The organism is Paraburkholderia dioscoreae, from assembly GCF_902459535.1.
In the GTDB taxonomy this organism is placed as follows: Bacteria; Pseudomonadota; Gammaproteobacteria; order Burkholderiales; family Burkholderiaceae; genus Paraburkholderia; species Paraburkholderia dioscoreae.
Genome location: NZ_LR699553.1, coordinates 2,380,969 through 2,407,308 on the forward strand (window position 1 = coordinate 2,380,969; position 26,340 = coordinate 2,407,308).

General features: G+C 64.9%; 20 protein-coding genes. 4 read left to right on the forward strand and 16 right to left on the reverse strand.

All coding sequences use genetic code 11. The features are described from left to right. Nucleotides 1-318: 318 nt before the first annotated feature. From PDMSB3_RS10600 to PDMSB3_RS10610, 3 genes are all read right to left on the reverse strand, one after another. Nucleotides 319-1,584 carry a virulence factor family protein gene (locus PDMSB3_RS10600; protein WP_165186085.1) on the reverse strand — a complete coding sequence of 422 codons (1,266 nt, stop codon included), beginning with the start codon at nt 1,582-1,584 and terminating at the stop codon, nt 319-321. Beyond that, nucleotides 1,581-4,133 carry a bifunctional lysylphosphatidylglycerol flippase/synthetase MprF gene (gene mprF / locus PDMSB3_RS10605; protein ID WP_085954204.1) on the reverse strand — a complete coding sequence of 851 codons (2,553 nt, stop codon included), beginning with the start codon at nt 4,131-4,133 and terminating at the stop codon, nt 1,581-1,583. The genes PDMSB3_RS10600 and mprF overlap by 4 nt, the downstream gene beginning before the upstream one ends. 760 nt (nt 4,134-4,893) lie before the next feature. After that, complete coding sequence (locus PDMSB3_RS10610) at nt 4,894-5,046, reverse strand: hypothetical protein (protein WP_007181762.1); 153 nt, start codon at nt 5,044-5,046, stop codon at nt 4,894-4,896. A 226-nt stretch (nt 5,047-5,272) separates the two neighbouring features. Between PDMSB3_RS10610 and PDMSB3_RS10615 the strand changes: the two genes are divergently transcribed. Continuing rightward, a complete protein-coding gene (locus PDMSB3_RS10615) occupies nt 5,273-6,670 on the forward strand; it encodes an MFS transporter (protein WP_007181761.1) in 1,398 nt (465 codons plus the stop codon). 66 nt (nt 6,671-6,736) lie between these two features. Here PDMSB3_RS10615 and PDMSB3_RS10620 read toward each other — a convergent pair whose 3' ends face one another. The 8 genes from PDMSB3_RS10620 to PDMSB3_RS10655 all read right to left on the reverse strand — a co-directional run bounded on the left by PDMSB3_RS10620 (nt 6,737) and on the right by PDMSB3_RS10655 (nt 16,426). Further along, nucleotides 6,737-7,231 (reverse strand): DUF421 domain-containing protein, encoded by a 495-nt coding sequence (locus PDMSB3_RS10620; protein ID WP_007181760.1) that lies wholly within the window; start codon nt 7,229-7,231, stop codon nt 6,737-6,739. Nucleotides 7,232-7,487: 256 nt separating this feature from the next. Beyond that, nucleotides 7,488-8,141, reverse strand: a complete 654-nt coding sequence (locus PDMSB3_RS10625) for a glycosyltransferase (RefSeq protein WP_007181759.1) — start codon at nt 8,139-8,141, stop codon at nt 7,488-7,490. Next, nucleotides 8,138-8,743, reverse strand: a complete 606-nt coding sequence (locus PDMSB3_RS10630; RefSeq protein ID WP_007181758.1) for a class I SAM-dependent methyltransferase — start codon at nt 8,741-8,743, stop codon at nt 8,138-8,140. Before PDMSB3_RS10630 ends, PDMSB3_RS10625 begins: the two co-directional genes overlap by 4 nt. A gap of 24 nt (nt 8,744-8,767) precedes the next feature. Continuing rightward, on the reverse strand, nt 8,768-9,955 hold the full coding sequence (locus PDMSB3_RS10635; protein ID WP_165186088.1) for an acyl-CoA dehydrogenase family protein: 1,188 nt from the start codon (nt 9,953-9,955) through the stop codon (nt 8,768-8,770). 191 nt (nt 9,956-10,146) lie between these two features. Continuing rightward, entirely contained in the window at nt 10,147-12,120 is a 1,974-nt protein-coding gene (locus PDMSB3_RS10640; protein ID WP_007181756.1) for a PAS domain-containing hybrid sensor histidine kinase/response regulator, read from the reverse strand. 281 nt (nt 12,121-12,401) lie between these two features. Next, complete coding sequence (locus PDMSB3_RS10645) at nt 12,402-13,460, reverse strand: NAD(P)/FAD-dependent oxidoreductase (RefSeq protein ID WP_007181755.1); 1,059 nt, start codon at nt 13,458-13,460, stop codon at nt 12,402-12,404. Between the two features lie 196 nt (nt 13,461-13,656). Then, nucleotides 13,657-15,231 (reverse strand): methyl-accepting chemotaxis protein, encoded by a 1,575-nt coding sequence (locus tag PDMSB3_RS10650; protein WP_165186091.1) that lies wholly within the window; start codon nt 15,229-15,231, stop codon nt 13,657-13,659. Between the two features lie 334 nt (nt 15,232-15,565). Continuing rightward, nucleotides 15,566-16,426, reverse strand: a complete 861-nt coding sequence (locus tag PDMSB3_RS10655; RefSeq protein WP_007181753.1) for a LysR family transcriptional regulator — start codon at nt 16,424-16,426, stop codon at nt 15,566-15,568. Between the two features lie 156 nt (nt 16,427-16,582). Here PDMSB3_RS10655 and PDMSB3_RS10660 point away from each other — a divergent pair, with 156 nt between their 5' ends. Next, complete coding sequence (locus PDMSB3_RS10660) at nt 16,583-17,983, forward strand: DHA2 family efflux MFS transporter permease subunit (RefSeq protein ID WP_007181752.1); 1,401 nt, start codon at nt 16,583-16,585, stop codon at nt 17,981-17,983. Between the two features lie 18 nt (nt 17,984-18,001). Here PDMSB3_RS10660 and PDMSB3_RS10665 read toward each other — a convergent pair whose 3' ends face one another. Next, nucleotides 18,002-18,775, reverse strand: coding sequence for an SDR family NAD(P)-dependent oxidoreductase (locus tag PDMSB3_RS10665; protein ID WP_165186094.1), 774 nt, complete (start codon nt 18,773-18,775; stop codon nt 18,002-18,004). A gap of 251 nt (nt 18,776-19,026) precedes the next feature. On the opposite strand from PDMSB3_RS10665, the gene PDMSB3_RS10670 reads away from it, so the two are divergent. Further along, on the forward strand, nt 19,027-19,956 hold the full coding sequence (locus PDMSB3_RS10670) for a LysR family transcriptional regulator (protein WP_007181750.1): 930 nt from the start codon (nt 19,027-19,029) through the stop codon (nt 19,954-19,956). Between the two features lie 47 nt (nt 19,957-20,003). Here the strand turns inward: PDMSB3_RS10670 and PDMSB3_RS10675 are convergent, their stop codons facing one another. After that, nucleotides 20,004-20,255 (reverse strand): DUF1488 family protein, encoded by a 252-nt coding sequence (locus tag PDMSB3_RS10675; protein ID WP_007181749.1) that lies wholly within the window; start codon nt 20,253-20,255, stop codon nt 20,004-20,006. Between the two features lie 252 nt (nt 20,256-20,507). Between PDMSB3_RS10675 and PDMSB3_RS10680 the strand changes: the two genes are divergently transcribed. Beyond that, entirely contained in the window at nt 20,508-22,844 is a 2,337-nt protein-coding gene (locus tag PDMSB3_RS10680; protein WP_165186097.1) for a hypothetical protein, read from the forward strand. A gap of 244 nt (nt 22,845-23,088) precedes the next feature. Here PDMSB3_RS10680 and PDMSB3_RS10685 read toward each other — a convergent pair whose 3' ends face one another. From PDMSB3_RS10685 to PDMSB3_RS10695, 3 genes are all read right to left on the reverse strand, one after another. Continuing rightward, nucleotides 23,089-24,534 carry an amidohydrolase family protein gene (locus PDMSB3_RS10685; protein WP_007181747.1) on the reverse strand — a complete coding sequence of 482 codons (1,446 nt, stop codon included), beginning with the start codon at nt 24,532-24,534 and terminating at the stop codon, nt 23,089-23,091. A gap of 51 nt (nt 24,535-24,585) precedes the next feature. Next, nucleotides 24,586-25,344 carry an ABC transporter permease gene (locus PDMSB3_RS10690; protein WP_035518100.1) on the reverse strand — a complete coding sequence of 253 codons (759 nt, stop codon included), beginning with the start codon at nt 25,342-25,344 and terminating at the stop codon, nt 24,586-24,588. 161 nt (nt 25,345-25,505) lie between these two features. Next, a complete protein-coding gene (locus PDMSB3_RS10695) occupies nt 25,506-26,339 on the reverse strand; it encodes an ABC transporter ATP-binding protein (RefSeq protein ID WP_007181745.1) in 834 nt (277 codons plus the stop codon). Between the last annotated feature and the right edge of the window lies 1 nt (nt 26,340).

The following is a 26,340-nucleotide window of genomic DNA, read 5'->3' on the forward strand; positions in this document are numbered from 1 at the left end:
CGGACCGGTCGCTCGAGCGCGCCGGAGTGGCTGCCAGCCATGCCGGCAGCACGCTGCCGGGCGACTGGGCGAACCGGCGACGCGCTGCATTATCGTAGGAGAATTCACAAGAAAGACACGGACGACAACCGGCCACGCAGGCTCGTCAAGCAGTATCGCTTGATGAGCCCAGCGGTCAGCTCTTTGAAAGAATCATAGATGCCGGTGAAGCCGGACTATGTGCGATAGCGCTCTCAACAGACGAATGAGCATTCGAAGGCGCACCGCCAGCGGCGATCTGGCGATCTGGCGATCTGGCGATCCGGCGATCCGGCGATATCAATCATGCACGCCGCTCTGCTTCCTGAAGGCGCTGAGAATGCGCCGTTCCAGCGAGTTGTAATCGCCGCCGAAATGGTGATCGCCCGAAGTGCGAATCACCTCGACGCCGGTTTTCGTCAGCGACGGACACAAGGTGTCTTTTTCGTTCTCGCCGTAGAAGCACTGCACGATCGCGGGCGGCACACGGGCCAATTCCGGCTGCACTTTCAGCGCCTTGTCGCTTGCCGGCATGCCGAGCCAGCCGCCCACGCGAATCTGAAAATCGGCGTCGGGGGCGAAGCCGAGCAACGCGATCAGCGAGACCTTCGCGCGCAGCGCTGCCGGCAAACGGTTATACGCGAACGGCATCACGTCCGCGCCAAACGAATAGCCGATCAGTGCGATGTACTGCGCGTTCCAGCGCGCGCCATAGGTTTGCATCACGCGCGCGAGGTCGCGGCTCGTCTGCGCAGGCGGCTTTTCGCTCCAGAAATAGCGCAGGCTGTCCCAGCCGATCACGGAGACGCCGTCTTTCTGCAAAGCCTGGGCGATCGTCTTGTCGAGATCGCGCCAACCGCCGTCGCCGGAAATCACGATCGCCATGAGGCCGTTCGGGTGCGCGGCCGGCAATTCGATCAGTGGCAGATCAGAGACGTCGTCGTCGCTCGTCGACACCGCCTGCAGATGCGGCGTGACCAGCGCCACGAGGCGCGTGTGATCGGCGCTGCCCGTGGCCGCCTTTTCGACGAAGCCCGGCACCTTGTCGCGGATCACCGTCGGGTCCGGCGGGCACGGCTGGAAGCGCGGATCGAGCGTGCGCTCGGCGTCCACCGCGACCGCACCGGCAATCGTATTCGACGGCGCCTGTTCGAGCACGCGCGTGGCGAGCGTCGCGCCCTGCCCCGTACCCGCGACGATCGGCGCGAAATAGTGGCTCGATTGCGATTGCCGTTCGAGCTGGTGGCTCAACACTTCGGCATCGCCCACCAGCTGATGGCAGGCTTCTTTCTTTGCGGCGAGGTTGGCGGCATAGCGCGCGGTATCCACGCCGACGGTCAACGCGCCGGCCTTGGCGAGCGCATCGGCGCTCTGCTGATCCGCCGTGCTCCAGCCGCTCGCTTGCGAGTACAGCACCACGAAGCCGCGCAACGGACCAGCGGGCCGAGTGACCGTCACATCGCCATACCGGCCACCCGCCACGGTGGTGGTCGCGGCATGCGCGAGCGCGCCGCCGGTCACGAGGCTCGCCGCCACAGCAAGCCTGAAAAACGAATGCAATGTCATGAACGCCGGCCTCCCGCCAGCAATGACAGGTCCGCGAGTGTGAAGAACACGCCCACCGAACCCGACGCCGCGAGATAACGCGGCTCCCAATGCGGCTGGAACTTGCTCTTGAAAGCACGCAGTCCGCGGAAGTTATAGAAACGGCCGCCAAAGCGCCACACCATGCCGGCAAGCCGGTGCCAGCGCGAGGCGAGCGGCGTGGGCTGCATGCCGGACAGCGGCGCGATGCCGAGACTGAGCGAGCGGAAACCCGCCTGCTTCAGATGCAGCGCGAGTTGCGTGAACAGATATTCCATTGCATACGGCGACGCGCTTTCCACATGACGCATCACGCCGACCGTCGCTTCGGTGTTCATATCGGTCGTCATGAAGGTGACGAACGCGGCCGGCACGCCGTTCTGGCGCACCAGCATCACCGATTGCGCGGCGAGGTACTCGTCCGTGAAAGCGGCGACCGAGAAGCTCTTTTCGCGCGCGTCGCGGCTGCCGAGCCAGCCATCGGAAATCCCGCGCAGCGTTTCGAGCGACGCGGGCACGTTCGCCTGATCGATCACTTCGACGGTGAAGCCATCACGCTCGCCGCGTTTGAGCGCATAGCGAAGATGCGCGCGATGCGAGCCCTTCAGATCGAAGTCGTCCAGAACGATATGCGCTTCCTCGCCGAGTTTCATCAGCGTGAGACCGGCGTCGAGATAAAGCGGCAAGGCGTTGGCGCGCACCTGATAGAACGCCGCGCGCCCGCCATGTGCATGCGCGAGCGCGACGAACTTGCCGATCAGGCCGGCCCACTCTTCGCGCGGACCCACCGGATCGTGCAAAGCGGCCCACGTGCGGCCGTATTTCGCGTACATCAGGAAAGCCTGGCGCGACTCGGAAAACAGGAAGCTCTTGTCGCCCATCAGCGCAAGACCGGCGTCGCTGCGCTCCTGCGCACGGACGATGCGCGCCGCGTCGTGCAGATCTTCGGGCGCCGGCTTGACGAAGCGGCCCGGCGCGGGACGCAACAGTTGCCAGAAAGAGAACGTCGCGGCAAAGAGGCTTGCGGCCAGCGTCGCGCGCAGCGCACGCGGCGCGCGTTCGTCGAAGGCGAATTGCCACCACAGGTCGCGCGTGTACGGCACGTCGCGGAAAGCAAACAGCATGACCCACGTGGCGAGCATCAGCACCATCGCCACCGAGACCAGCCAGCCCGCCGTAAAGCGCTCCGCGAACAGCGACGAATGACGGTTGAAACGCTCGCGCGTGGACAGCAGCAGCACGATCAGCATGCCGAGCACGCCCGCTTCCACGAACGCAAGACCTTTGGTCAATGACAACGCGAGACTCAGCACGGCCAGCAGGAGCGTCATCCACCACGCGGCGTCCAGCCGCCGCAGCAAACCACGCGCGACGAACAGCAGCAGCACGCCGAGCACGCTGCAAAGCATCTGTGAGCTTTCGAGCACCCATAGCGGCAGCACGTCGCGCAGAATACGGATGCGTTGCCAGAATGCGGGCGTCGCGCTGGATATCACCAACATGCCGCCCACCACGAACGTGACGAGACTCAGGAACAGCGGCGCAAGCTTCGACGCGGCGGCCGCATGCTGCAGCGGCAGACGGCTTTTCAGCGCACGTCCTTCGAAACCGGCCAGCAACGCGGCCGAGACGATCAACGGGACACCGAAGTAAATCGCCCGATACGCAAGCAGAGCGGCAACCATCTGATGCGTTTGCACGCTGCCGTTCAGCGTGAATACCATCGCCGCCTCGAACACGCCGACGCCGCCCGGCGTATGGCCGATCATACCGAGCAGCATGGCCGCGGCATAGACCGTGATGAAGGTCACGAAGCTCACGTCCGCATGCGGCAGCAACGCCCACAGCGCAAGGCCGGCGGCCACCACGTCGAGCACTGCGAGCGCCACTTGCGCGAGCAGATCGCGGCGTGCGGGAAGGTCGAACGAGAGCCACTGCCAGCGCGTTCGAAGCGGGCGCGTTTCGCTGCGGCATGCGGCGGCCGCCAGCCCGAGCACGACGAGCAGCACCGCGCCGCTCCAGCGCAGCGCGACGGGCTCGAGGTGCAGCATCGGCGCGAGCGTGCCGGCGAGGCCGAGCATGCCGAGCGCCGTCATCAGCACCAGCGCGAGCGCGAGCGACACACTCGTGAACACCGTCATGCGCCCGATCTGCGCAGGCGTGACGCTCGCCACGCTGTAGACGCGCGCGCGCACGGCGCCGCCTGTGAGCGCGCCGAAACCAGTCGCGTTGCCGAGCGCGGAGCCTGCGGTCGCGCCGATCCACAGTGCCACACGCGGAACGACCACACCCAGATAGCGCAAGCCGACGGCGTCGCGGCCGACCAGCGCCACGTAACTGAGCGCAGTGGCGCCGAGCGCGGCGACCCACTCGCCGGCCGTCAGTTCACGCAACTGACGCATCACCGAGCGATAGTCCACGGCTTGCGAGAGATGTTGCAAGACGACCAGCAGCAGCACGCCAATCACGAGTGCGAGAACGGGCGAGAGAAGCCCCCGGTTACCGAGCGTTTTCGATGCACGGTCGAACATCGCGCCTAGCCGGTCGAATTTATTGTTATATCGATGGAACATGGTCAATGCAGGGCCTTGCTTGGAACTGTCACGACGACGATTCGTCAGCCGCGGCGTCGCCTGTTATTGGCGATTTACAAATGGATAACGGCACAGGGGTAAAAAGGTTGACAGTTCCAGCCTTGTCGCGGGGTTTAACCTGGGCCGTCGAATCTGAATGCCGCGCGCGGCGTGGCAACGCGAAACGCTTGAATGAAACGGTCGATATTGCCGACCGGGTGGCAATGACGCGCGCCGGGTATCGACAGGGGCTGGAGTTTAAACGCTATTTGCGCGCCGCGAATGAAGAATCGACGCCATGTGGTAACGGCGGATCAGGATTGGGTAATGGCGCACGCGTATTGGAGCGGTCTAATGGCTATGACGCTTTTTGGGAAGCGCATTGGCCACGAGAGCGACCGGGGAGCGCGGGGCAGCGCCGGTTGTTGTCGAGCGGCGCCCACAACTCATTCATGCAGGGCCATGCGAGTCCGTATCGCATGAGCATGATGCAAACAGCACGGTGTAGCCCATGCGTGACATGCCGCCCGTATGCGCGAGGCGCCCATGGGCGATCGGCCGATGGCGTTCGAACCCAAATAACAGGCGTGAAAGACGCGTTGAAATGACACGAGATCGATACGGCGGCGCCATAACAGCGGCAGCGCAGACGCAGCGCGTTTGCGCGCCCTGCTCGGCTGCCGTCAGTCGGCGCGCGGGTGGCGTTCGGGCGTCTGTATTACTGCGGACGGCGATACGCTTCAGCGATCACGGCGCAGTTTTGCAGGTGCAGATTGAGTGCATGCAGCGCCAGTGCGCGCAGTTTGCCGAAGAACGTCTTGTTGGTGGCGGCAGTAGCGTGGGCGGCGGCAGCGTTGGAAGCGGTGTTCATGGCAGACTCCATTTAGGGTTTATACCTAGGCAATAACCCGATTATAGCCAGCTTCTACTGCACCGCAACAAATATCAATAAAGTGGTGGACCGGGACACCCCAGCGCGCATCGACGATCGGCCTGTCGTAAAAAGGGGGACATCGAAACGTTGTCTTTTAACAACCCGCACCGTACAGGTGCAATAATGCCGCTTTGTCCGCGAGCGCCCGACGCAGCCCGCCTCCATGACCGTCGCCCAGAAAGCCCTGATTGCGCCCCTTATCGTCGCGTGTGCGATGTTTATGGAAAGCGTCGATGCGAATGTGATCGTCACCGCATTACCGGCTATGGCACGCGACTTCGGGCGCGATCCGGTCACGCTGAAAATCGCGGTGACGAGCTATGTGCTGGGGCTCGGCGTGTTCATCCCCGTGTGCGGCTGGCTCGCCGACCGGTTCGGCGCGCGTACCATCTTCCGCACGGCGATCGGCATCTTCGTGACCGGCTCGCTGCTGTGCGCCGCGTCGAACTCTCTCGCCACCTTCACGCTCGCGCGCTTCGTGCAGGGGGTCGGCGGCGCGATGATGGTGCCGGTCGGGCGGATCATCATCTTTCGCGTGGTGCACAAGGCCGACTTCATCCGCGCGATGAACTACCTGAGCGTCCCGGCGATGCTCGGCCCCGCGGCAGGGCCGCTGCTCGGCGGTTTCATCACCACGTACCTGCACTGGCGGCTGATTTTTTTCATCAACGTGCCGATCGGCATTCTCGGCATCTATCTGACCAACCGGCACATCGCCAACACGCGTGAACCGGATCCCGGTCCGCTCGACTGGATCGGCTTTTTCCTGTCGGCCGCAGGCGCGGTGTTGCTGTTGCTCGGGTTGTCGCTGGTCGGCGGCGAACTGATTTCGAACCGCGACGCGTTCGGCATGTGCGCGAGCGGCGCCGTTCTGCTCGCGGCCTACGTCGCCTATGCGCAGCGCGTCCCGCTCCCTCTGCTCGATCTGCGCTTTTTCAAGGTACCCACGTTCCAGGCGAGCGTGCTTGGCGGTTCGCTGTTTCGTATCGGCCTCGGCGCGCTGCCGTTCCTGTTGCCGCTGATGCTGCAGGAAGGCCACGGCATGAGCGCGTTCGAATCCGGTCTGATCACCTGCGCGTCCGCATTCGGCGGCATGTTCATGCGCACGGTCGCTTCGAGCGTGCTGCATCGCTTCGGCTTCCGTTCGGTGCTGGTGGTCAACGCCGCGTTGTCGGGGCTTTCTATCGCGGCTTGCGGCCTGTTCTTTCCCGGCACGCCGACCTGGATCATCTGGGCGATCGTGCTGCTCGGCGGGTTCTTCCCCGCGTTGCAGTTCACCAGTCTGAACTCGCTGACTTACGCGGAGATTGCCAGCCGCGACGTGGGCCGCGCCACCAGTCTCGGCAGCGTCGTGCAGCAGATGTCGCTGGGGTTGGGCGTGACAATCGGCGGTATCGTGCTGCAGATTTCGCGCGTGCTGCACGGACATCCCGGCCTCATGTGGTCGGATTTCTGGCCGGCGTTTCTGGTGGTGGGCCTGTGCTCGTTCGCGTCGATTCCGGTCACGCTGCGCATGCCGCATCGCGCGGGCGAGGAAATCTCGCGCGGCGGCCGCGGCTGACCGATCGTACCGGTCGCCGCCGTCGCCGGCCGGCTTCACGATCGCACCGGCCGCCGCCGGCCGGCTTCAGAGCTTCTTGCGGATCACGCTCACTTCGCCATTGCGTTCGAGAATTGCCGCGGCGACGTTATCCATCGAACGTGAACCGGTCTTCTGGCGCACGCTTTCCTGCACATCGGTCGGCGTGATGAGCGCCGCGTCCATTTCGCGCGCGTTGAATGCGCCGTTGCTGAACACCTCGCGTTCGACGCCGCCGACCAGCCGTTCCAGCGCCGGCGAGCGCATGCATGCCCACGCCAGCAACCGATGGCACGCAACGATCACGAACGACGCCACCACGGTCGCGACAAACGGCGACGCACCGACAATGGCCCGGCTCAACGTCGCGCCGAGCAGGATCACCACCACCGAATCGAATGGCGAGCGCTGTCCGAACGAGCGCCGGCCCGAGATCCGGATCAGCACCAATGCGACAAGGAACACGACGATCGAGCGTATGCCCATCTGGAGCGGGTCGAGCGTCCTGCCCTGACCGAACAGCAGGGAGATTGTGTCCATCATGCCGCCCTCCTCGCGGCGTGCAGCCGTCTTTGATAGTGTGCGGTCAAATCGGTTTTGCGGCGCTGCTCGCTCAAGCTTTCACGCGCTTTCTCTCGCCCGCTTTGCCAAGCCGCTTCACCGAGCGTTTTGTCGCGCCGTTTTACCAACCCGTTTTGCCGAGCCGTTTTACAGAGCCGTTTTACAGAGCCGTTTCACAGAGCCGTTTCACAGAGCCGTTTTACCGCGCCCCTTCACCGCGCCGCTCCATCCACCCGCGTTACCCCACCGCCCACGCCGCCAGCGTATCGCCGAACCCACCCCGCGCACGAGCTGCCGCGCGTGCGCTCGTGATCACGCGCGGCGCCGCGCTCCACGCAATGCGAGCTCCGATCGCAATCAGCCGGTCGACCAGCGCGACATCCTCGCTGCACGTGAGCGGCGGAAACCCGCCCGCGCGCCGGTACGCATCGGCCGACACGCCGAGATTCGCCCCGTGGATGTGGCGATGACCGTCGGCGTCCATGTATGTCTTGCGGAAATATTCACGCACGCTATGCGGATGCGGAGTCCAGTCGTCGACGGCAATCGAGCCGCACACCGCGTCCGCCTCCAGCGAAAGCTGCGCAACCAGCCAGCCTGGCGACACGCGGCTATCGGCATCGGTAAACGCGAGCCAGCGCGCGCCGTCCGCGAGCAGAAAGTCCGCGCCGCTCGCGCGCGCAATGCCGACATTGCGCGCCTTCAGCGTCAGCGTCTCGACGCCGTAAGCTCGCGCGATCGCGCCGGTGAAGTCGTCGCAGTCGTCGAGCACCACGACGATACGCACCGTTTCACACGCCAGTTCCGCATGGCGCGAGGCTTCGATCAAGGCCGCGAGGCAAGGCGCAAGCAACGCCTCTTCGTTATGTGCCGGAACGATCACGCCGATCATAGGAGCCCCTCGCGTTGCGCAACCGAACGGGCGTCGCGCGACCAGACGTCGATCAGCAGATCGGCTTCATCGTGATGCGCGAGACGCGACAGGCCGCAGCGCGCATCGAACAGAGCATGCGCGGCGTCGGCGGATTCGAGCGCTTCGGCGAAGGGCCGGCGCCAATGGCAGGCAAGCAGCGTACCGTCTGTCGTGAGCGAGGCGGCGATCCGCGCCGCCAGGGTTTCGAGTTCCGCCGCGTCGAGGTAGTAGGCGAATTCGCTGATCACGATCAGATCGAATGGGCCGGCCTCGGTCGGCCACTCGCGTGGCACCGTGCGCTGTTCGACACGCACCTGCGACGCATCGGCAACGCGCTCGCGCGCAAGCTGCACGGCACGCTCGTGCAGATCCGCGGCGAGCAGCGTATCGCAGCGCTTTGCCAGCTCGACGGTCAGTTCGCCGTTCGCGCAGCCGGGTTCGAACGCGTTCCGGTAGCGCGGACGCGGCAGCAGCGCGAGCGTGAGCGAGCGCTTGCGGCGTTCGTACCAGCCCTCGCGCAGCTTCCACGGATCGTCGCTCCGCTGATAGAGTTCATCGAAGTAAGTTGCCGGAGAGCTCATGTCAGCAGCCCTCCGTGCAGCGTGTCAGAGCATCCACGGGCCACCTCCGGCATCGCAATCGGCACGGCCCTCGCCTGCCTTGCCCGCTCCCGCGGCGCCGCTCAGCTCCCCTAGCGCGGCAAGATCGCGCTCCGCGTGGCTCTGTCGCAGAAACACCGGCAGGTCGGCGAGCGCCCGTGCAAAGTGCGCATTGCGGCACAACGGACCGGCGCCGAGCGCACGCGTCGCGTGATTCATCACCGTGCTCGCGGCTTCTTCCACCACGAGGCGCGCACGCATCGCCTCGCGCCGGGAGTCGGCCAGCGGATCGGCGTCGATGTGCGCGGCGGTCTCGCGCAACACTGCCGCCGCGCCGGCCAGGGCGACCTCGACCGCACCGAGATGCGCGAGGCGATGCGAGTCCGCGCGCTGCGTGGACGCCTCGCGCAGCATCCGGCCGATCTGCGCGGCGGCGCCGTACCAGCACGCGGCGATACCGGCTCCGCCGTGCCAGAAGCCTGGCCGGCGCACATAAGCGTGCGGGGCGCCGACCAGCGTTGCCGGTGTGCGGTCGAACGTAACGTCGGCGCTCGCCGTGGCCTGCATGCCGACCGCTTGCCATTTCGAGGTATCGATCGCGATCGACGGCTGATCCATCGCCACGGCCGCGAGTACCGGTTCACCCTCCAGCCACGCGGTCACGAGCGCATGCGTGACGACACCGGCGCCCGAACACCAGGCTTTCGTCCCAGTGAGATGCAGGTCTCCGCCATCGCTTCGGAATCCTACTGTCACTGCCTGCACGCGTGCCTCGGGCGGCTCCGCTGCCCATACGCCCCAACGGCTTCCCGCTGACGGCTCGGAACCCGGCAATTCCGCGAGAATGGCGAGCGCATCCGTGTGGCCTTCGAACAGTTTGACCAGTCCGAGATCGCGCGCCGCCACTGCGGCAAGCGCACGCCAGCGCGCGAGCGTATCGCCGTGGCCCGGCAAGGGCATGACCGGCGCACGGTCATAACCGCGCTCGACCAGCGCGCGCAACACACCGCCCAACGCGGCGGGGTCGTTCGGATCGAAACGCGTGGCATGCAGATAATCTTCGAGCGGCCCGGCAAGTTTCGCTTCCTTGCGCGCGTGGCGCGTCGCCGTATGCGGAGCACCGGAGACTGTCAGGCCGGAGCTTTGCGGCGGCCGGGCATTGACGCCGGCCCTACGATCACGCGTATCTAGCATCGTGCCTCCCTGAAGCTGTTCGATCGGTTGCGAGCGGATCCTCAAGGGGCCGCTGCGCATACGAGGCGGACAGCAAGCGGCGTGCCTCACACGCCGGACGCCGGACACGCGATGATTTTCTTCAGGGATGCGGATGCGGGCGGGCCTATAAGCCCGCTCTGGTATGAAGGAAGCGCGCGCTGATTTGAACGCTAGCCGGGAGTGCGTCCACGGCGCCGCGCTTCAACCTCGGCCAGCAACGTGTCGAACAGCGCGAGTTCCACCGGCTTCACGAGATGCGCATGGAAACCGGCGTCGCGGCTGCGCTCGCGATCGGTTGCATGGCCGAAGCCGGTCATCGCGGCGTACATCGTGTCGGCTAGCCTGGGCATTTCGCGCAGCGCCGCGATGGTCGCGTAGCCGTCCATTCTCGGCATCGCGATGTCGATCACGGCGAGGTGCGGCGCGAAGCGCGGCGCGACCTGCAACGCCTGCTCGCCCTCGTAGGCAATGCGCACCTCGTGGCCTTTGAGTTCCAGCAGCATGGCGAGACTGTCGGCCGAATCGCGGTTGTCGTCGACCAGCAGAATGCGCAGCGGCGCGACCTGGCCGTTTGCCCCGTTCGCCTCGTCACCCGCGGCCTCGGACGGCGCGGCGGCGAGCGGCAGACTCAGCGTGAACGTACTGCCGCTGCCCGGCCCTTCGCTGCTCGCGACAATGCTGCCGCCGTGCATCTCGACAAGCGACTTGCATAACGTGAGGCCGATACCCAGACCGCCTTCGCCGGCGCTCTGCGCCTCTTTTTCCTGGGCGAACAGTTCGAAGATCTTGTCGAGCGAACGCAGCGCAATGCCGCAACCGGCGTCGCGCACTTCGAGCACGGCCATGTGAAAATCGATGCGAGCCACGACGTCGACAACACTGCCCACGGGCGAAAATTTGGACGCGTTATGCAAGAGGTTTTGCAACACCTGAACGAGACGGGTCATGTCGCCACGCACGAATATCGGCTCGAGCGGCATATGCGCGACGACGCGCTGCTCGTGCGCGTCAGTAAACGGCCGGGCCGCCTCGATCCCACGCGCCACCACCTCGGCCAGATCGACACGGCCAACGCGCAGTTCGACCTTGTTGGACATGATCCGGCCGACGTCGAGCAGATCATCGACCAGCCGTGTGAGGTGCGTGACCTGGCGGTCGATCAGATCGCGCGAACGCGCGAGCGTAGAGCTTATGCCGGTTTCGAGCTGCATCACGCCGATTGCATTGCGCACCGGCGCGAGCGGATTGCGCAATTCATGCGCGAGGGTCGCGAGAAACTGGCGCATGCGTTCGCCCGAACGCTCCAGTTCTTCGCGCTGGCGCCGCTCGGTCAGATCGCGCGTGACCTTGGCGAAGCCGCACAGCCGCTTCGATTCGTCATACACCGCGGTGATGTTGACGTTGGCCCAGAACGTCGTGCCGTCCTTGCGCACCCGCCAGCCTTCGTCCTCCACGTGGCCGATTTGCCGGGCAATCGCCAGTTCGCGCGCGGGCTTGCCCGCCGCCGCGTCTTCCGGTGGATAGAAGGTCGAGAAATGCCGGCCGACGATTTCCTCGCGCGTATAGCCTTTGATGCGAGCGGCACCCGCATTCCAGCTCACCACGTGGCCCTGCGGATCGAGCATGAATATCGCGTAGTCCTTGACACTGTCCACCAGCAAACGGAAACGCTCTTCGCTTTGCCGGAGCGCCTCCACGTATTCGCGACGCGCGGTCAGATCGCGCGTGATCTTGGCAAAGCCGGTGAGAATGCCCGCGTCGTTGCGGATCGACGTGATTACGACATTCGACCAGAAGGTCGTGCCGTCCTTGCGAACCCGCCAGCCTTCGTCCTCGAAGCGGCCGGTCAGCGAGGCCTGTTGCAATTCATAAGCGGGCCAGTCGCGCGCTACGGCCTCCTCGGTGTAGAAGCGCGAGAAATGCTGGCCGATGATCTCCCTGTCCGTGTAACCCGCCAGCTTCTGTGCCCCGGCATTGCAACTGACGATTCGCCCGGTTGCGTCGAGCAGGAAGATCGCATAGTCTTCGATCGCCTGCATCAGCGCCCAGTAATCGACATCGGCGGCCGGGTTCATGCGGACCGGCGCCGGGATGTCGGCAGGCTTGCCGTTCTCGGCGGCGGAAGGGACATCGAGTTGTTTCATGGTGTCAGCGGAGTATGGCCACGTCCAAAAGCATACACCGCCAGACACGCTGGCTGTGTCGTTTATGGTGCCGCCGGACGACCACCCGGCAGGCTCGGCGCTGCCAGCCGCGCGAGACATAGTAGCTGGATGACCGGGCCTCGCAATTGCTACTCCAGCATCGCACCATCATCAAAGAACAGGGCCGCCGACCCGCCGGCAAATGAGCGGCGTGCGACAACGAGCCGGTGGTGATCGTCCGATCACCACCGGCTCAATGGGCACCGTTGCTTCTACGGGATTCACCCGGCGGCACTGACCTTTTCCGCCAGCTTCGCGTCGTAACTCGAATGCACGTGCACGCGTTTTTTCTCCGGATAAGCATACGAGTACGCCTTGCGCAGCGCCAGCGAAGCCTCATGAAAGCCCGACAGAATCAGCTTCTGCTTGTTCGGATAGTTGGCAATGTCGCCGACCGCGAAAATACCCGGCCGCGAACTTTCGTAGTTCGACGTATCCACATCGACACGCCCGCCATGAATCGACAGACCCCATTGCGCGATCGGGCCGAGATCGGCGACCAGTCCGTACAGCGCGACGAGATGCTCGGCCGCGAGTCGAGTCTCGCCCTCGATATGTCGCAAGGTGATCGACTTCAACGCATCGTCCTCGACGTCGAGCCCCACAATCGCGCCGACCACGAAGTCCATCTCGCCCGCCTCGACTGCACGCCGCATCGACTCGACACTCGAATCCGCTGCACTGAAACCGCTGCGCCGATGCACCAGCGTCACCCGGCGCGCGACCTTGCGCAGCGCCAACGCCCAGTCGAGCGCGGAATCGCCGCCGCCGGCCACGACCACGGTCTTGCCGGCGAAGTCGGCAAGCCGCGGCACGCTGTAATGCACGTGGCGCGACTCCAGCGGCACGGCTTCGGCCAGCGCCAGCTTTTGCGGCACGAACGCGCCGTTGCCGGCAGCCAGCAGGATCGCGGCGACATCGAACACGAGGCCGCGATCGGTACGCACGGTCCAGCGCCCGTCGCTGCCCTGCTCGACCGACTCGACCCGTTGTTCGAGATGAATGGGCGGGTCGAACGGCTTGCATTGCGCGAGCAGGCGCTCGACCAGCTCACGCGCCGTGCAGGATGGAATGGCGGGAATATCGTAGATCGGCTTGTCCGGATACAGCTCGATGCATTGGCCGCCGACCTTGTCGAGCCCATCGACGATCTGGCAGGACAGCCCGATTACGCCCGCCTCGAAGGCAGCAAAAAGTCCCACGGGGCCCGCGCCCACGATCAGGACGTCGGTGCGGATCGGCGGCGGCGACGACGATGGCGGAGTGGCGGCGGAGTTCATGCGCGATCTCTTGGGATAGGTGGATGACCCACCATACAGAATCGCCCGATGCCCGGCAACGATGCCATTACCATCGGTAAGGACGCTCGACGTGGCCAGTTCGGATCGCGGTGCGCACGCAGCGGGCTGCCTGAACACCGCTGCTCGAAGCCGGTTATGGAAACGGCCTCTCTGAATGCTGCTCCCCGAAAGTAACTTAGAAAGCGGCCTCGCGCTGCGCCGCATCGCTCGCAACTTTGAATGCCGCGGTCAATTCGCTCAACTGCCGCGCCTGATCCGCGAGCGAGTTCGCGGTCGCAGCACTTTCCTCGACCAGCGCCGCATTGTGCTGCGTGACCTCGTCCATCTGCGTGACGGCGAGGCTCACCTGCCTGATGCCTTCGCTCTGCTCTTTCGAGGCCGCCGCGATTTCGCCGACGATACGCGCCACGCGCCCGATCGCGGTTTCGATTTCCTGCATCGTGTCGCCCGCTTCGTTGACGAGTCCCGCGCCGCTCTCCACCCGCGAGGTCGACTCCGCGATCAGTGCGCCGATCTCTTTCGCGGCAGCCGCCGAACGCTGCGCCAGGCTGCGCACCTCGCCCGCCACCACCGCGAAGCCACGCCCTTCTTCACCCGCGCGGGCCGCCTCGACGGCCGCGTTCAACGCGAGGATATTGGTCTGAAACGCAATGCCTTCGATCGCGGTAATGATGCCCGTCATTTTCGACGAACCCGCATGGATCACGCGCATGGTCTCGACCATGCTGCCGACCGAATCGCGCCCGCGCCCGGCCATTTCCGAGGCGCGCGAGGCCAACTCGCTCGCGTGATGCGCATTCTCGGCATTCAGTTGCACGGTCGACGTGAGCTGCTCCATCGCCGCCGCGGTTTCTTCGAGCGACGCCGCCTGTTCCTCGGTGCGTTGCGACAGATCGAGATTGCCCGCGGCGATCTGCTGCGTCGAAGACGCGATCGAATGCGAACCGGCACGCACGCTGGTGACGGTCGCGCCGAGTTTGTCCTGCATCGACGCGACGCCGCGCAATAGCGTCGCCATTTCGTCGTTCGAACGAATCGGCACATGGGTCGTCAGTTCGCCGGCGGCGATCGCGTCGAACTGGCGCAGCGCGTCGTTCAGCGGCGCCATGATCGCGCGGCGCAACGTGCGCCAGCTGACGAACGCCACCGTCAGCCCCACCAGAATGCTGCCGATGCACGCATACAGCAGCGTATGAAAAAGCGTGGCGGAGCGCTCGTTCGCGTCGCTCGCCTGCTGGTTCAGATAATTCTCCAGCGCGCCCTGGCTCGCGTTCATCGCCGTATAAAGACCGATCAGATGATTCGCGCGGCTTTCGTCCATCCAGCTCGCGTCGCCGGTGCGGATCGCTTCGATCAGTTTGTCGATGCCGTCGCGGCGCACGGCGGTGCGCTTTGCGTCGAGGTCGTCGGTGAGACGCTGCAGTTGGGGCGTTTTCGGCAGATCGCGAAAGGCGTTCCACCATTTGTCCGAATCGCCGAGCAGCATGCGGGCGCGCGCGAGTTGCGCGGCCAGTTGCGGCGAGTGCGGATTGCTCATGGCCCAGTCGAGTCCGAAACGCGCCCGCGACATGGCCGTGCCTGATTTGCCGAGCGCGACGACCGAGGCGAAATGGACCGTGTAGGCATCGTGCTGCGCCTCGTTGCTCTGGTTCATGCCGAGAATGCCGAGCGCGCCGGTGGCGATCAGCAGCACGCCGAGAAACGCGATGGTGATCGCGATCCGTAGATTGATGGTCAGGTTCTTGGTCATCGTGGTTTGATCGCTCTGGCTGGTTTTGCGCTCTGGCTCATAACGTGCGGCCCCGCGCACGGTGCAAGGCGGTAGATCCCCGACGCCTTTCAGATGGCCAGTTTGATTTTCCGACTCAACGATTTTGTTCCATTAATGGAACATAAAACCGTATATGGAAAGTATAGCGACTCGCGTTCAGGCGAAAAAATAATATTTGGCAGGGGCGCGGCAAACGCGCAACAAGCTGCGCCTGGCTACGCAAGCCGTAACGCGTGGCGCGACGTGAAGCGCGGCGCGGTGTTCTCCACGCCGACCGCGCTCTGTTACGTGCGTACGCTCGTGTGCGCTGGCCTCACTCCCCGATCCACGACCCACGCAGATCGCTGTCATGCAGCAATTTCAACAGCGTGCCCGCCGGCCGGCTGAGCCGCTTCGCCGCCAGCGCGATGAATTCCACCGACGGCAGCGCCGGCAGACTCGCTGTGTTCAGCGGCGCCGCCAGCCCCCGAGCGGCCAGATATTGCGGACGAACCATGATGCCGAGCCCGCCGCGCGCCGCCGCGATGCAGCCCGCGTGACTGCTGCTCGTGCACACCACCTGCCAGCGGAAACCCGCCTCGGCGAGCGCGTCGAGCACGACGGCCCGCGTCACGCTCGGCTCGGCGACCAGAATCAGCGGCAATGGCTGGCTCAGATCGACCAGCGTGCCCGCGCGCGCCAACCACTCCAGCCGTCCGGTAAAAAGCGGCACGCCGCGCCGGTCGCCAAGACGCCGCTTGCCGACCAGCAGATCGATCGCGCCTGCGTCGAGCAACTCATATAGCTTGCCGGTCATGCCGATGGTGATTTCCAGTTCGACATCGGGATGCGCGTTGCGAAACGCGGCCAGCACCGTAGGCAGCGGGCCGAGCGCGACGTCGTCGGAGGAACCGAGCCGCACGCGTCCCTTCAGGCGCGGCGCGCGAAACTGCGACTCGGCCCGCGTTAGCGCCTGCAGAATCACGCTCGCATGCGCGAGCATGGCTTCGCCGTCGGGCGTCATGGCAAGCGAATGGGTGTCGCGCACGAAGAGGCGGCGGCCCACGCTTTCTTCGAGCCGCCGGATGTGTTCGCTGACGCTCGATTGCGTCAGGCCGAGCCGCCGCCCTGCCTCGGTGAAACTGTGGCAGGCCGCGACGGTCGAGAAGGTCTTGAGCCAGATGGGATTGAGCATCGGCTATTCTCGCGCCGCTTATCGGCAATGTCGATGACAATCAGCGCCCCTAGTGGGGTTCCCGATTGACGAGGATGTCAATATCATGACGGAATTCCCCCAATCAATGCTCCGAGCCCAGGTGCGCCCCTGCCGGCCCGCCGCCCTCCGTAAAAGATGACCAAGGATTCTTCCCAGACCGCCCTGCTCTGGATCGTCGCTGCCGGTTTTTTCATGCAGTCCCTCGACACGACGATCGTCAATACCGCCTTGCCGTCGATTGCGAACAGCCTGCACGTCGCACCGCTTGCCATGCAGCCCATCGTGGTCGCTTACACGCTGACCATGGCGATGCTCACGCCGGCGTCCGGCTGGCTCGCCGACCGCTTCGGCACGCGGCGCGTCTATTTCGCGGCCATTCTGCTGTTCGTCATCGGCTCGATCTGCTGCGCGAGCGCGCATACGCTCGGCCAACTGGTGATGGCGCGCGTCCTGCAAGGCGTGGGCGGCTCGATGCTGCTGCCGATCGGACGGCTCGCCGTGTTGCGCAGCGTGACGGGCGAGCAGTACGTCGCGGCCCTCGCGTTCATTTCGGTCGCGGGACAGTTGGGACCGATCGCCGGGCCGACGCTCGGCGGCTGGTTCGTTCAGGCGATCACGTGGCACTGGATTTTCCTCATCAATGTGCCGATCGGCGCCGTGGGTCTGTACGCGGTGCAGCGCTTCCTGCCGGCGCACGGCGAAACCCAGGCGCCGCCGTTCGACTTCGTCGGCTGCGGGCTGCTCTCGCTGTGCATGATCGCGTTCTCGCTCGCCATCGACGCGCCCATGCCCACGCATCGGCTGGCATGGTCCGCAGCGCTTTTCGTACTCGCCGCCGTGAGCGCGCTCGCCTACATTCCGCATGCGAAACGCCGGGCCGATCCGCTCTTCAAACTTTCGCTGTTTCGCGAGCCGAATTTCAGCGTCGGTTTGATCGGCAACCTGGTGTGCCGCATCGGTTCGAGCGCCGTGCCGTTTCTCGTGCCCTTGCTGCTGCAATTGCAACTGGGCTATTCGCCGCTGCATTCCGGCCTGATGATGCTGCCCGCCGCGCTGGCCGGCACCGTCGCCAAACGCTGGATCGCGCCGCTCGTGCGCCGCTATGGCTACGACACGTTCCTGCTCGTCAACACCGTGATCGTCGGTTCCTCGATCGTGGCCTTTGCGCTGATTACGCGCGGCACGCCGCTCGTGGTCGGGATCACGATTCTGGCCGTGTTCGGCGCCGCCAACTCCATGCAATTCGCGGCGATGAACAGCGTCACGCTCAAAGACCTCTCGCATGCCGATGCCGGCAGCGGCAACAGCCTCTTTTCGATGGTGCAGATGCTGGCGATCGGGCTGGGTGTGTCGATCGGCGGCGGGCTGGTGAATCTCTTCTCCGCGCAGGTGGGATCGGCCGCGCTCGGGTTTCGCCTCGCGTTCGTGTGCGTGGGCGTGATCACGCTGGTGTCGGCCTGGGTGTTTCGTCATCTCGACGAAGCGCCTGCCTCGCGCACGGTGCACGGGCAAGCGACTCAAGGCGCGGGGCGCTGAGCGCCGCCGCCCTCTGCATCAGTCCGGCAAACGGATGCCGGAAAAGCCCGCGCAAGCTTCGAGCAGACGCTCCTGAACAGCCACGTCGTGCACCGCCGGATGCGTCTCGCGCGGCTTCATATGGTAGAAGTACGCGCCGCTGACGGTGGCTGCCGGTTCATCGCTGACCGCGAGCCATACCTGGGTTTCCGGCGCCGCCAGCAGATCGTCCGGTGCGCCCGGTCCACCCATTTTCGTCGCGACCCAACCCGGCTCCAGTGCATTCGACAACACCTGCGGCCAGCGGCGCGCAAGCGCGAACGCCAGCAGCGCGTCATGCAGTTTCGAGTCCGAGTAGGCCGCCGTGCCCCGCCAGGGGCGCCGCTCCCAAGCCAGATCGTCGAGGCTCGCGTCGCCGCTGCGATGCAGCGCCGAGCTCAGATAGACGAGCCGTTTCGGCTTCCCGATCAGTGCGCTCAGAATGTACGGCGCCAGCGTGTTGACCGCGAACACGTGCGACAAGCCGTCGACGGTCGCGATCCGGCGCGGCTCCTGATAACCGACCGCCGCGTTGTGAATCACCGCATCGAAACGGCCTAGCCGGTTGACCTGCTGCGCGAGTTCAGCCGTGGCGGCGATGCTCGACAGGTCGGCAACCAGCGCCGTCTCAGCTTGCGGCACTGCTTTCAATGCCTGCTCGGCGCGCGCGTCACTGCGTGCGTGCAACACCACCTGATGTCCGGCGTCGACGAGCAGACGCGCGGCCATCTGACCGAGACCATCGGCGGAGCCGGTAATAAAAATACGCGACATGGAACGCTCTCCGTTATTCAGTCCAAATATGCCCAATGCATGACGAGAGTCGCATGTCTTTGTACATCGGGCGGGTTCGTACAGATTAACGCGCGCCATGTGACTGACGCGATAGCGTGGCTGTCATTCCACTCATGACACGACATCATTCGTCGGCCTTGCCAGACGGCATTTCGCCGCGCCGGCGCGTGAATTCAAACGGATTTTCGCGTTAGCATGTCACGCATTAATGCATAACAAAGGACTATCACATGCCATTTGACGAGCGCATGCTGAACGGCATGGGCGTCTTGACGGCGATCGTCGATTCCGGCAGTTTCGCGGCGGCGGGCGTTGCGCTCGACATGTCGCAATCCGGGGTCAGCCGTTCGGTCGCGCGGCTCGAAGCGCGTCTCGGCATCCGGCTGTTCGATCGCACCACGCGCTCGGTCGTGCTGACCGACGAAGGCCGGCGCTTCTACGAACAGATCGTGCCGTTGCTGGGGGGACTCGAAGAAGCGGCGGCCTCCGCCGCGCAGGGCGCGACCGCCGTTCGCGGACGTTTGCGCGTGAACATGGATCCGTTCTTTTCACGCCTCGTGCTGGGGCCAAGGCTCGGCGGCTTTATCGACAGGCATCCCGATCTGCAGCTCGAACTGATCACCCGCGACCAGTTGGGCGACATGGTCGCCGACGGTTTCGATCTCGCGATCCGTTTCGGCGACCCGCCGGTGTCGACGCTGATTGCCCGCAAGCTGCTGGACACGCGGATTCTCACCGTGGCCGCGCCGTCGTATCTGAAGAAACACGGGCATCCGGTGAACCCGGCCGATCTCGAAAGCGGCAAGCATGTGTGCATCAAGTTCCGCGATCCGCTGACGGGCTACCCGTTCAACTGGGAATTTCATCGCGGCCGCAAGAAGATCGTGGTGACGCCGCAAGGCCGTTTGACGGTCAACGACGTGGGCACCTTGCACAGCGCCTGCGCAGCGGGCCAGGGCGTCGCGCAGATTCTGGAGCTCGGCGCCGAATCGCTGATGGCGAGCGGCAAACTGGTCGCGCTGTTTCCTGACTGGAGCGACGAGGTTTATCCGCTGTACGCGCTTTACCCTTCGCGGCATCATCCGCCGGCCAAGGTTCGGGCGTTCTTCGAATTTATCGTTTCGCTCACGGGTGGCGCGCCGCGCGAACCGGCGGCTTGATTCCGGACCCGGCGACGTGCGCGCGGCGGCCCCTCGCGCCGTCTGTATCAGGAAATCGTGTAGCGGTTTTGTGGGCCGCCGAGATACAGGCCGCGAGCGAGCGTCAGGATTTGCTCGCGATGCCGGTCGAACGCCGCGAGCACGGCGGGTTCATCTGCGCCCACGCTGGGGCTCAGATTCGAAATCACCGAACGGGTGACGATGAAAGCAATTTCGCGCGCATTGTCATAGCCCCAGAAATTGACGCAGTGGTGCGAGGCGTCATAGCTGCGGCTTGGGTTCGGGAAGTTGAGGGACATTTCGTACTCCCGGGGTATAGGGTTCTCGTCCCACGGTGCGCTGAATGGCGAGCGTGGTCAAGCGGTTGTTTGTAAGTGTGGAGGGCTGCCCTGACCTTGCGTTGCCGGGCAAGCAGCCAGGGGAGATTTGCGTCGCGCATAGGGTCATCCTCCTGTAACACACCGCGGCATGACCGCAGTGCTTTCATCGTGATGGCAGTCCGCTCCGGCGGATTGCAACGCAACTTCTCATTCACCATCACGAGATGTCCTATGTCAAACTCCGTCTCCGATTTTCACCCCACGTTCTCGACGACATCTGGCGCGCTGTCCCACAAGCTCGACGCTGTCGCCCCGACGCCTGGAACCGTCATACCGAAAGGCACAACGACGCCGACCGAATTCGCCAGCGCGATGCTGAAGAAGTACGACGGTGGCGATCAATCGATCAACTACGCCAACGACGCCAAGACAACGCTCGTCCAGGAACAGACGACGAAGCTGCTGATGACCGGCTACCCGCGAGACTTCGTCGCCGCGCGAATGCGTCTGGAGAGTCTTGCGCCCCTCACGGCGCAGATGGACGAGGAAACACGGGAGCGCTTCGCCGCGCGCGCGAAGACCGTGCTCAGCGAGCCGAACCCACAGCGCGACACCGACATCCGGCAGCTCGAAACAGAGGTGCAAACGGAACTGCAACGAACCCGTGCCGACCCGCTGCGCCGCCTGAATGCCATCTTCAATATGCCGGCCGGCGCCGGCCTGCTCGGCGACGGCGGCGCGCAACGCCTGCAGCAACTGCGCGGCCAGTACAGCACATTCAGCGCACCGGGCATGACACCGCAGCAACGCGAGGCGAGCTTCGCGCAGGCCGTCAAGATCAAGACTGATATGCAGCGCGACATCCACAACAAGGTCAGTGACATTTACGCGGCCACTCAGAAGTCATCGAACGAATCGGCCGCCCGCGTGAATGGCATGCTCGACGAGGCGGAAAAGTACACGCCCGACACCATCAATCTGCCGCACAACTCCGACGATCCCGACTGGGACGCCCAAACGCGCAAGCCCGCCTACGCGAAGACCTTTCCGTACCAGTCGATAATGGAGAAGCTGCTTTCCGACGACGGCCATTCGAGCCAGGAGCGCGGCACATCCTCGGCGCGCAAGCGCCCGCCCGAGCAGATCGCGCAGGATCTGCTGACGTTCCAGCACGGGATGACGGATCCGGGCTCGGCGATACACCGCCGCGTACAGGCCCTGCAGGACAAGGCGCTCGCGACCCTGGACAAGCCCGGAGCGGACCTGGACCAGGCCGAGCGTCCGAAGACGTACGAGGACGTTGCCCAGACACCCCCCGCCGTCGACAACGACTACGTCAACAATCTCGCGAAGAACTACGGCGGCGCGCTCAAAGACATCGACGAGAAAAACCGCGCGATGCTGCGCGAGCACATTCCCGGCCTCGCCGACAAGATCCTCTACGGCATCGGCCGGGTGTTATCCGGCCTGTCGCCGATCCCGGGCGCCGATTGGCTGGCCAACAAGTTGCTCGACGCCGAATTCCCCGATCAAGGCGGACTGAGCAGTGAGCAGGTGGGCCTGATCGACGCCGGGACGGCGCTCGCCGGTCTGCTGCTCGGCGGGTTCGAACCCGAAGGGGAGCACCTCACCGGCGCCGGCGAGACTCATCCGTCTGGCGCCGGCGTGGCTCGCGGCAAGCCGGCGCCGTCGCTGGCCGCCAGTTCGGTGGACACGTTCGAGCACAATTTCAAGGGTGGCGACAGCCTGGCGGAAAAAACGAACTCCGCGAGATCCGATAATCAACGCACGTCAGATAGGCCTACGCTGCCCTCGCGCTATGCGGCCCAGCCCTCGGGCGCGTTGCAGCCTGACCCGGCCCACGCTGGAGTCCTCATCGATTCAACGGGGCAGCGGTACATTCAGGATCACGGCCACAGCTATCCGGTGCGCTACGACCCGGCCAACCAGACGTGGCGCCTTGTGCAACAGGACAAACCGACTGCTCCGGGCGTTCCCATCGAGCGTCGGCCGGACGGTAGCTGGCAACCGCATGGCGATGTCGGCCTGCAAGGTGGCGGAAACGAGTCCAGAGAACGAACAACTGCCGTGGGCGACGAGCAAAGGGCCTACCAGATCCAGCGGGCACAGCAGACATTAACCAGCTTGCAAACGCGAATGCAAACTGTCGCGCAGGATCTGGTCTTCACTGGCCGAAGGATTCAGGAGATAGGACAGCTTCGAACAGAGTATGAACAACGGAGGGCGGACCTGACGCAACGGAAAACTCAGACAGAACAGGAGAGCGCCAACCTGTTGGCTCAGCTTCAACAACTCCGTAGCACCGGGCAGCCGCGTGACCCGCAAGCGGAGGTGCGCATCCGCGAGCTCAGTGAACGAAGGCAATCCATTCGCGCGGACATCAGGCGGTTCAACGAAGACCTGGTGCGGCTGAAACTGGAACTGGATAATTTACGCCCGAGATTCGATCAACTTGCCGGCCAACGGCTGCAATATCAGGATCTGGAGACGCAACTTCAGGCGCAGATAGGGGCCGCGCAGCTTGAGTTGAGTCAGTTGCTGAATTAGTCGGAAGGGGCGATGCGGCAGTACCGGCCGCATCGTCTTGCCGCGTCGGCTGCCGCGCCGACATGCTCGCGATTGACCGGGCGGTCGGCAGTGGTGCCCCGTGGTTCATATCCACAGGCTCGACCACTTGAATGCTCGATGGGCTGGGTTCTGCATCGTCCACTTGCCGTCGACGCAGAATGCTTGCTGTACCCGTCGCGTCAACGCGCGGCGAGCAGCGGGTCAAAAAGCCAAGCCGCCCACCTCAAACCACTTCCTCCAGCAGTTCCCGAACAGCCGCCCTCGCCTCACGCGCCAGTTCCCTGAGATCGACACCGTCGATCTGGTCATCGGCCACCACACGCTTTCCGGCAGAAAACAGCGCGGCCAGCGAAGGCCTTCCGCCCGACGCCACCGGCCCGATCGCCGGATCGTGCAAGCCGAAATACCGCGGGTCGTCGAGCCGGTACACCGCGAGATCCGCGGCGAAACCCACCGCAATCCTGCCGACCTCGTCGAGGCCCATGATCCGCGCGCCACCCGCGGTGCCCCAATGAATCACATCGGCCACGCTCGCCGCGCTCGCGCCGCCTTCGAAGCTGCCGCCACGAAACGCGGGCTGCGCCATCATGCCGAGCCGCGCGCGCTGCGCGAGCCATGTCATGTGCACTTCGGAGATCATGTCGGCCGCTTCGTTCGACGCCGCGCCGTCCACGCCGATCGACACCGGCACGCCCGCGTCGGCCATCTCGCGCACCGGGCAAATGCCACTGCCGAGACGCCCATTGCTCTGCGGACAATGGGCGACGCCGGTGCCGGTTTGCGCGAGCAGCGCGATCTCGTCGGCGTCGACCTTGACGAGATGCGCGTACCAAACGTCGCTGCCGAGCCAGTCGTGCTCGCCGCAAAACGCCACCGGCGACTGCCGGTACAGGGCATGCGCGCTATCCTGGTAGCCCACCGTCTCCGAGAGATGGCTGTGCAGACGCAGCCCCAGACCACGCGCCACCGCCGCCGTCTCGCGCATTTCGGCGGGCGAGATCGAATACAGCACGGTGGTCGGCGCCATCACGACACGCTGCATCGCGCGCGGCGAAGCGTCGTGATAACGGGCGGCAAGCCGTTCGACATCAGCGATGTAGGCATCCAGCGTTTCGGGCCGCAAAGCGCTCGGCAATTCAGCTTCGAGCTGACGTGTCCGCGTGGCGCCACCGCGCAGCAACACGAAACGCAAGCCGAGTTTCTGCGCCTCTTCGAACAGGATCGCCGAACTGTCGAACGGCATGTCCGGGTAATACACATAGTTGTGATCGGCCACTGTCGCACAGCCCGAGCGCGCCAGTTCGATCAGGCCGATGCGCGCCGCGAGCCGGAAGCGCCGCTCGTCGAAGAGCGCCCTGAAGCGATACGGCGTCGCCGCGAGCCACGGCGTGAGCGTGGCGTCCAGCCCTGCCGTGTCGCCCTTGAGCAGCGACTGGAACAGATGATGGTGCGTGTTGACCCATGCCGGGTAGATCACGCAATCGGTGGCGTCGACGATCGCCTCGCCCGGCCGTGGCGTGAGCGCGCCGATCGCTTCGATCGTGTCGCCGGCAATGCGGATGTCGGGACCATTCGCGCGCGCGGGATCGTCGGCCGAACCACGGCCGCCGGTCATGATCGCCGCCGCATTGCGGATCAAGGTGGAAGGTGTCGTGTGATGTGTCGTCATGAGTTCGAGCCTGAGTTCGTCGCCAATGCATTCAAAGGCATTCAAAGGCATTCAAAGTTGACTGTCGTGCCAGCCGCGCAAGCCTATGCGCGACACCCACGCCGTGATGGCGAACAGCACGACGCCCGTCACGGTGATCAGCAGCAGCGCCGCGAACAGACGCGGAATATTCAGCTGGAAACCCGCCTGCAAGATCTGATACGCGAGCCCCGCGCCGCTGCCGCCCGTACCGGCGACGAATTCCGCCACCACGGCGCCGATCAGCGACAAGCCGCTCGAAATCCTCAGTCCCCCGAAAAAATAGGGCAACGCGCTCGGAATCCGCAAACGCACCAAGGTCTGCCAGCGGGTCGCGCGATTGATCCTGAAGAGGTTGATCAGCCCGGGGTTCACGCTGCGCAAACCGAGCGCCGTGTTCGAGATGATCGGGAACAACGCCACGAGCGTCGCGCACAGCACCAGCGCGGCGTCCATATCCTTGACCCAGATGATGATGAGCGGCGCGATCGCCACGACCGGCGTGACCTGCAACAGGATCGCGTAGGGAAACAGGCTCGCCTCGATCAGCGGACTCTGCACGAACAGCAACGCGATCACGACACCCAGCAGCGTGGCCAGCGCGAACGCCAGCAGGGTGATCTTCAAGGTGGCGAGCAGGCTGCCGAACAGCAGCGGCGCATCCTGCACCAACTCGCTCACGATCGCCGAGGGCGACGGCACCAGATACGCCGGCACCTTCATCACCACGCACCAGGCCTGCCACGCTGCGAGCACCACTACGCCGACGACCCACGGCGCCAACGCCTTCATCACGCCCGGACGTTGCAACCACGGCCGCCGCCGGGCACTTGTAGCAGAGCTTGTAGCGGGCCTGGCAGCAGGCCTCGCACCCTGCGCCGCAGCCGCTGTCGAAGAGGCGGCCGCCGCCCCTCGCCCGCCATTGCCCGAACGACCCGCAAGCACTTCGCCCGTCATGATTGCACTCCTGTTTCTTCGTTCGCAAACGACGCGCGATGCGCATCGGTGATCAACTCCGAGAGCGTCTTGCAATGCTGCAGGAACGGCTCGCTGACGCGATAGGCATCGTCGCGTTCGAGCGGACCGTCGATCGGCACGTCGGCGATGATGCGGCCCGGCCGCGCCTGCATCACGACCACCCGGCCCGACAGATACACCGCCTCGTAAATGCTGTGCGTGACGAACACCACCGTCATGCCGCGCCGTTGCCACAGGGCGCGCAAATCGCTGTCGAGGCGGTTACGGGTGAATTCGTCGAGCGCGCCGAACGGCTCATCGAGCAGAAGCAAATCCGGCTCGGTCACGAGCGCGCGAGCCAGCGACGCGCGCATCTGCATACCGCCGGACAGTTCGCGCGGCAACGCCTTGCCGAATTTGGCGAGCCCCACGCCGTCGAGCGCAGCGGCCACACGCGCGGCGGCTTCGCGGCGCGGCACATGGGCGAGATCGAGCGGCAGACGCACGTTGTCGGCGACCGTCGCCCACGGCATCAGCGTCGCTTCCTGAAACACCATCGACATGCGCCGCCCCGGCGAGCCGACCGTCTCGAACGGCTGTCCCCACCAGCGCATGTGGCCATGCGTCGGCGTTTCAATGCCGGCGAACATTTTCAGCAGCGTGCTCTTGCCGCAACCCGACGGCCCGAGCAGCGAAACGAACTCGCCGGGCTCGATGGCAAGGCGCACGTCCTCCAGCGCAATCGTGCCGTTCGGATAGCACTTGTCGACGCGCTGCACCGAGAGCGACGACGCGGCCCTGTCAGGAGTAAAGGTTTCAGTCGCCGCCATG

Coding starts and splice junctions, on each gene's coding strand:
- PDMSB3_RS10685 (WP_007181747.1), bottom strand. CDS start 24,534: ATGACGACACATCACACGACACCTTCCACCTTGATCCGCAATGCGGCG.
- mprF (WP_085954204.1), bottom strand. CDS start 4,133: ATGTTCGACCGTGCATCGAAAACGCTCGGTAACCGGGGGCTTCTCTCG.
- PDMSB3_RS10695 (WP_007181745.1), bottom strand. CDS start 26,339: ATGGCGGCGACTGAAACCTTTACTCCTGACAGGGCCGCGTCGTCGCTC.
- PDMSB3_RS10680 (WP_165186097.1), top strand. CDS start 20,508: ATGTCAAACTCCGTCTCCGATTTTCACCCCACGTTCTCGACGACATCT.
- PDMSB3_RS10645 (WP_007181755.1), bottom strand. CDS start 13,460: ATGAACTCCGCCGCCACTCCGCCATCGTCGTCGCCGCCGCCGATCCGC.
- PDMSB3_RS10690 (WP_035518100.1), bottom strand. CDS start 25,344: ATGAAGGCGTTGGCGCCGTGGGTCGTCGGCGTAGTGGTGCTCGCAGCG.
- PDMSB3_RS10620 (WP_007181760.1), bottom strand. CDS start 7,231: ATGATGGACACAATCTCCCTGCTGTTCGGTCAGGGCAGGACGCTCGAC.
- PDMSB3_RS10640 (WP_007181756.1), bottom strand. CDS start 12,120: ATGAAACAACTCGATGTCCCTTCCGCCGCCGAGAACGGCAAGCCTGCC.
- PDMSB3_RS10650 (WP_165186091.1), bottom strand. CDS start 15,231: ATGACCAAGAACCTGACCATCAATCTACGGATCGCGATCACCATCGCG.
- PDMSB3_RS10600 (WP_165186085.1), bottom strand. CDS start 1,584: ATGACATTGCATTCGTTTTTCAGGCTTGCTGTGGCGGCGAGCCTCGTG.
- PDMSB3_RS10670 (WP_007181750.1), top strand. CDS start 19,027: ATGCCATTTGACGAGCGCATGCTGAACGGCATGGGCGTCTTGACGGCG.
- PDMSB3_RS10635 (WP_165186088.1), bottom strand. CDS start 9,955: ATGCTAGATACGCGTGATCGTAGGGCCGGCGTCAATGCCCGGCCGCCG.
- PDMSB3_RS10660 (WP_007181752.1), top strand. CDS start 16,583: ATGACCAAGGATTCTTCCCAGACCGCCCTGCTCTGGATCGTCGCTGCC.
- PDMSB3_RS10630 (WP_007181758.1), bottom strand. CDS start 8,743: ATGAGCTCTCCGGCAACTTACTTCGATGAACTCTATCAGCGGAGCGAC.
- PDMSB3_RS10615 (WP_007181761.1), top strand. CDS start 5,273: ATGACCGTCGCCCAGAAAGCCCTGATTGCGCCCCTTATCGTCGCGTGT.
- PDMSB3_RS10655 (WP_007181753.1), bottom strand. CDS start 16,426: ATGCTCAATCCCATCTGGCTCAAGACCTTCTCGACCGTCGCGGCCTGC.
- PDMSB3_RS10625 (WP_007181759.1), bottom strand. CDS start 8,141: ATGATCGGCGTGATCGTTCCGGCACATAACGAAGAGGCGTTGCTTGCG.
- PDMSB3_RS10675 (WP_007181749.1), bottom strand. CDS start 20,255: ATGTCCCTCAACTTCCCGAACCCAAGCCGCAGCTATGACGCCTCGCAC.
- PDMSB3_RS10610 (WP_007181762.1), bottom strand. CDS start 5,046: ATGAACACCGCTTCCAACGCTGCCGCCGCCCACGCTACTGCCGCCACC.
- PDMSB3_RS10665 (WP_165186094.1), bottom strand. CDS start 18,775: ATGTCGCGTATTTTTATTACCGGCTCCGCCGATGGTCTCGGTCAGATG.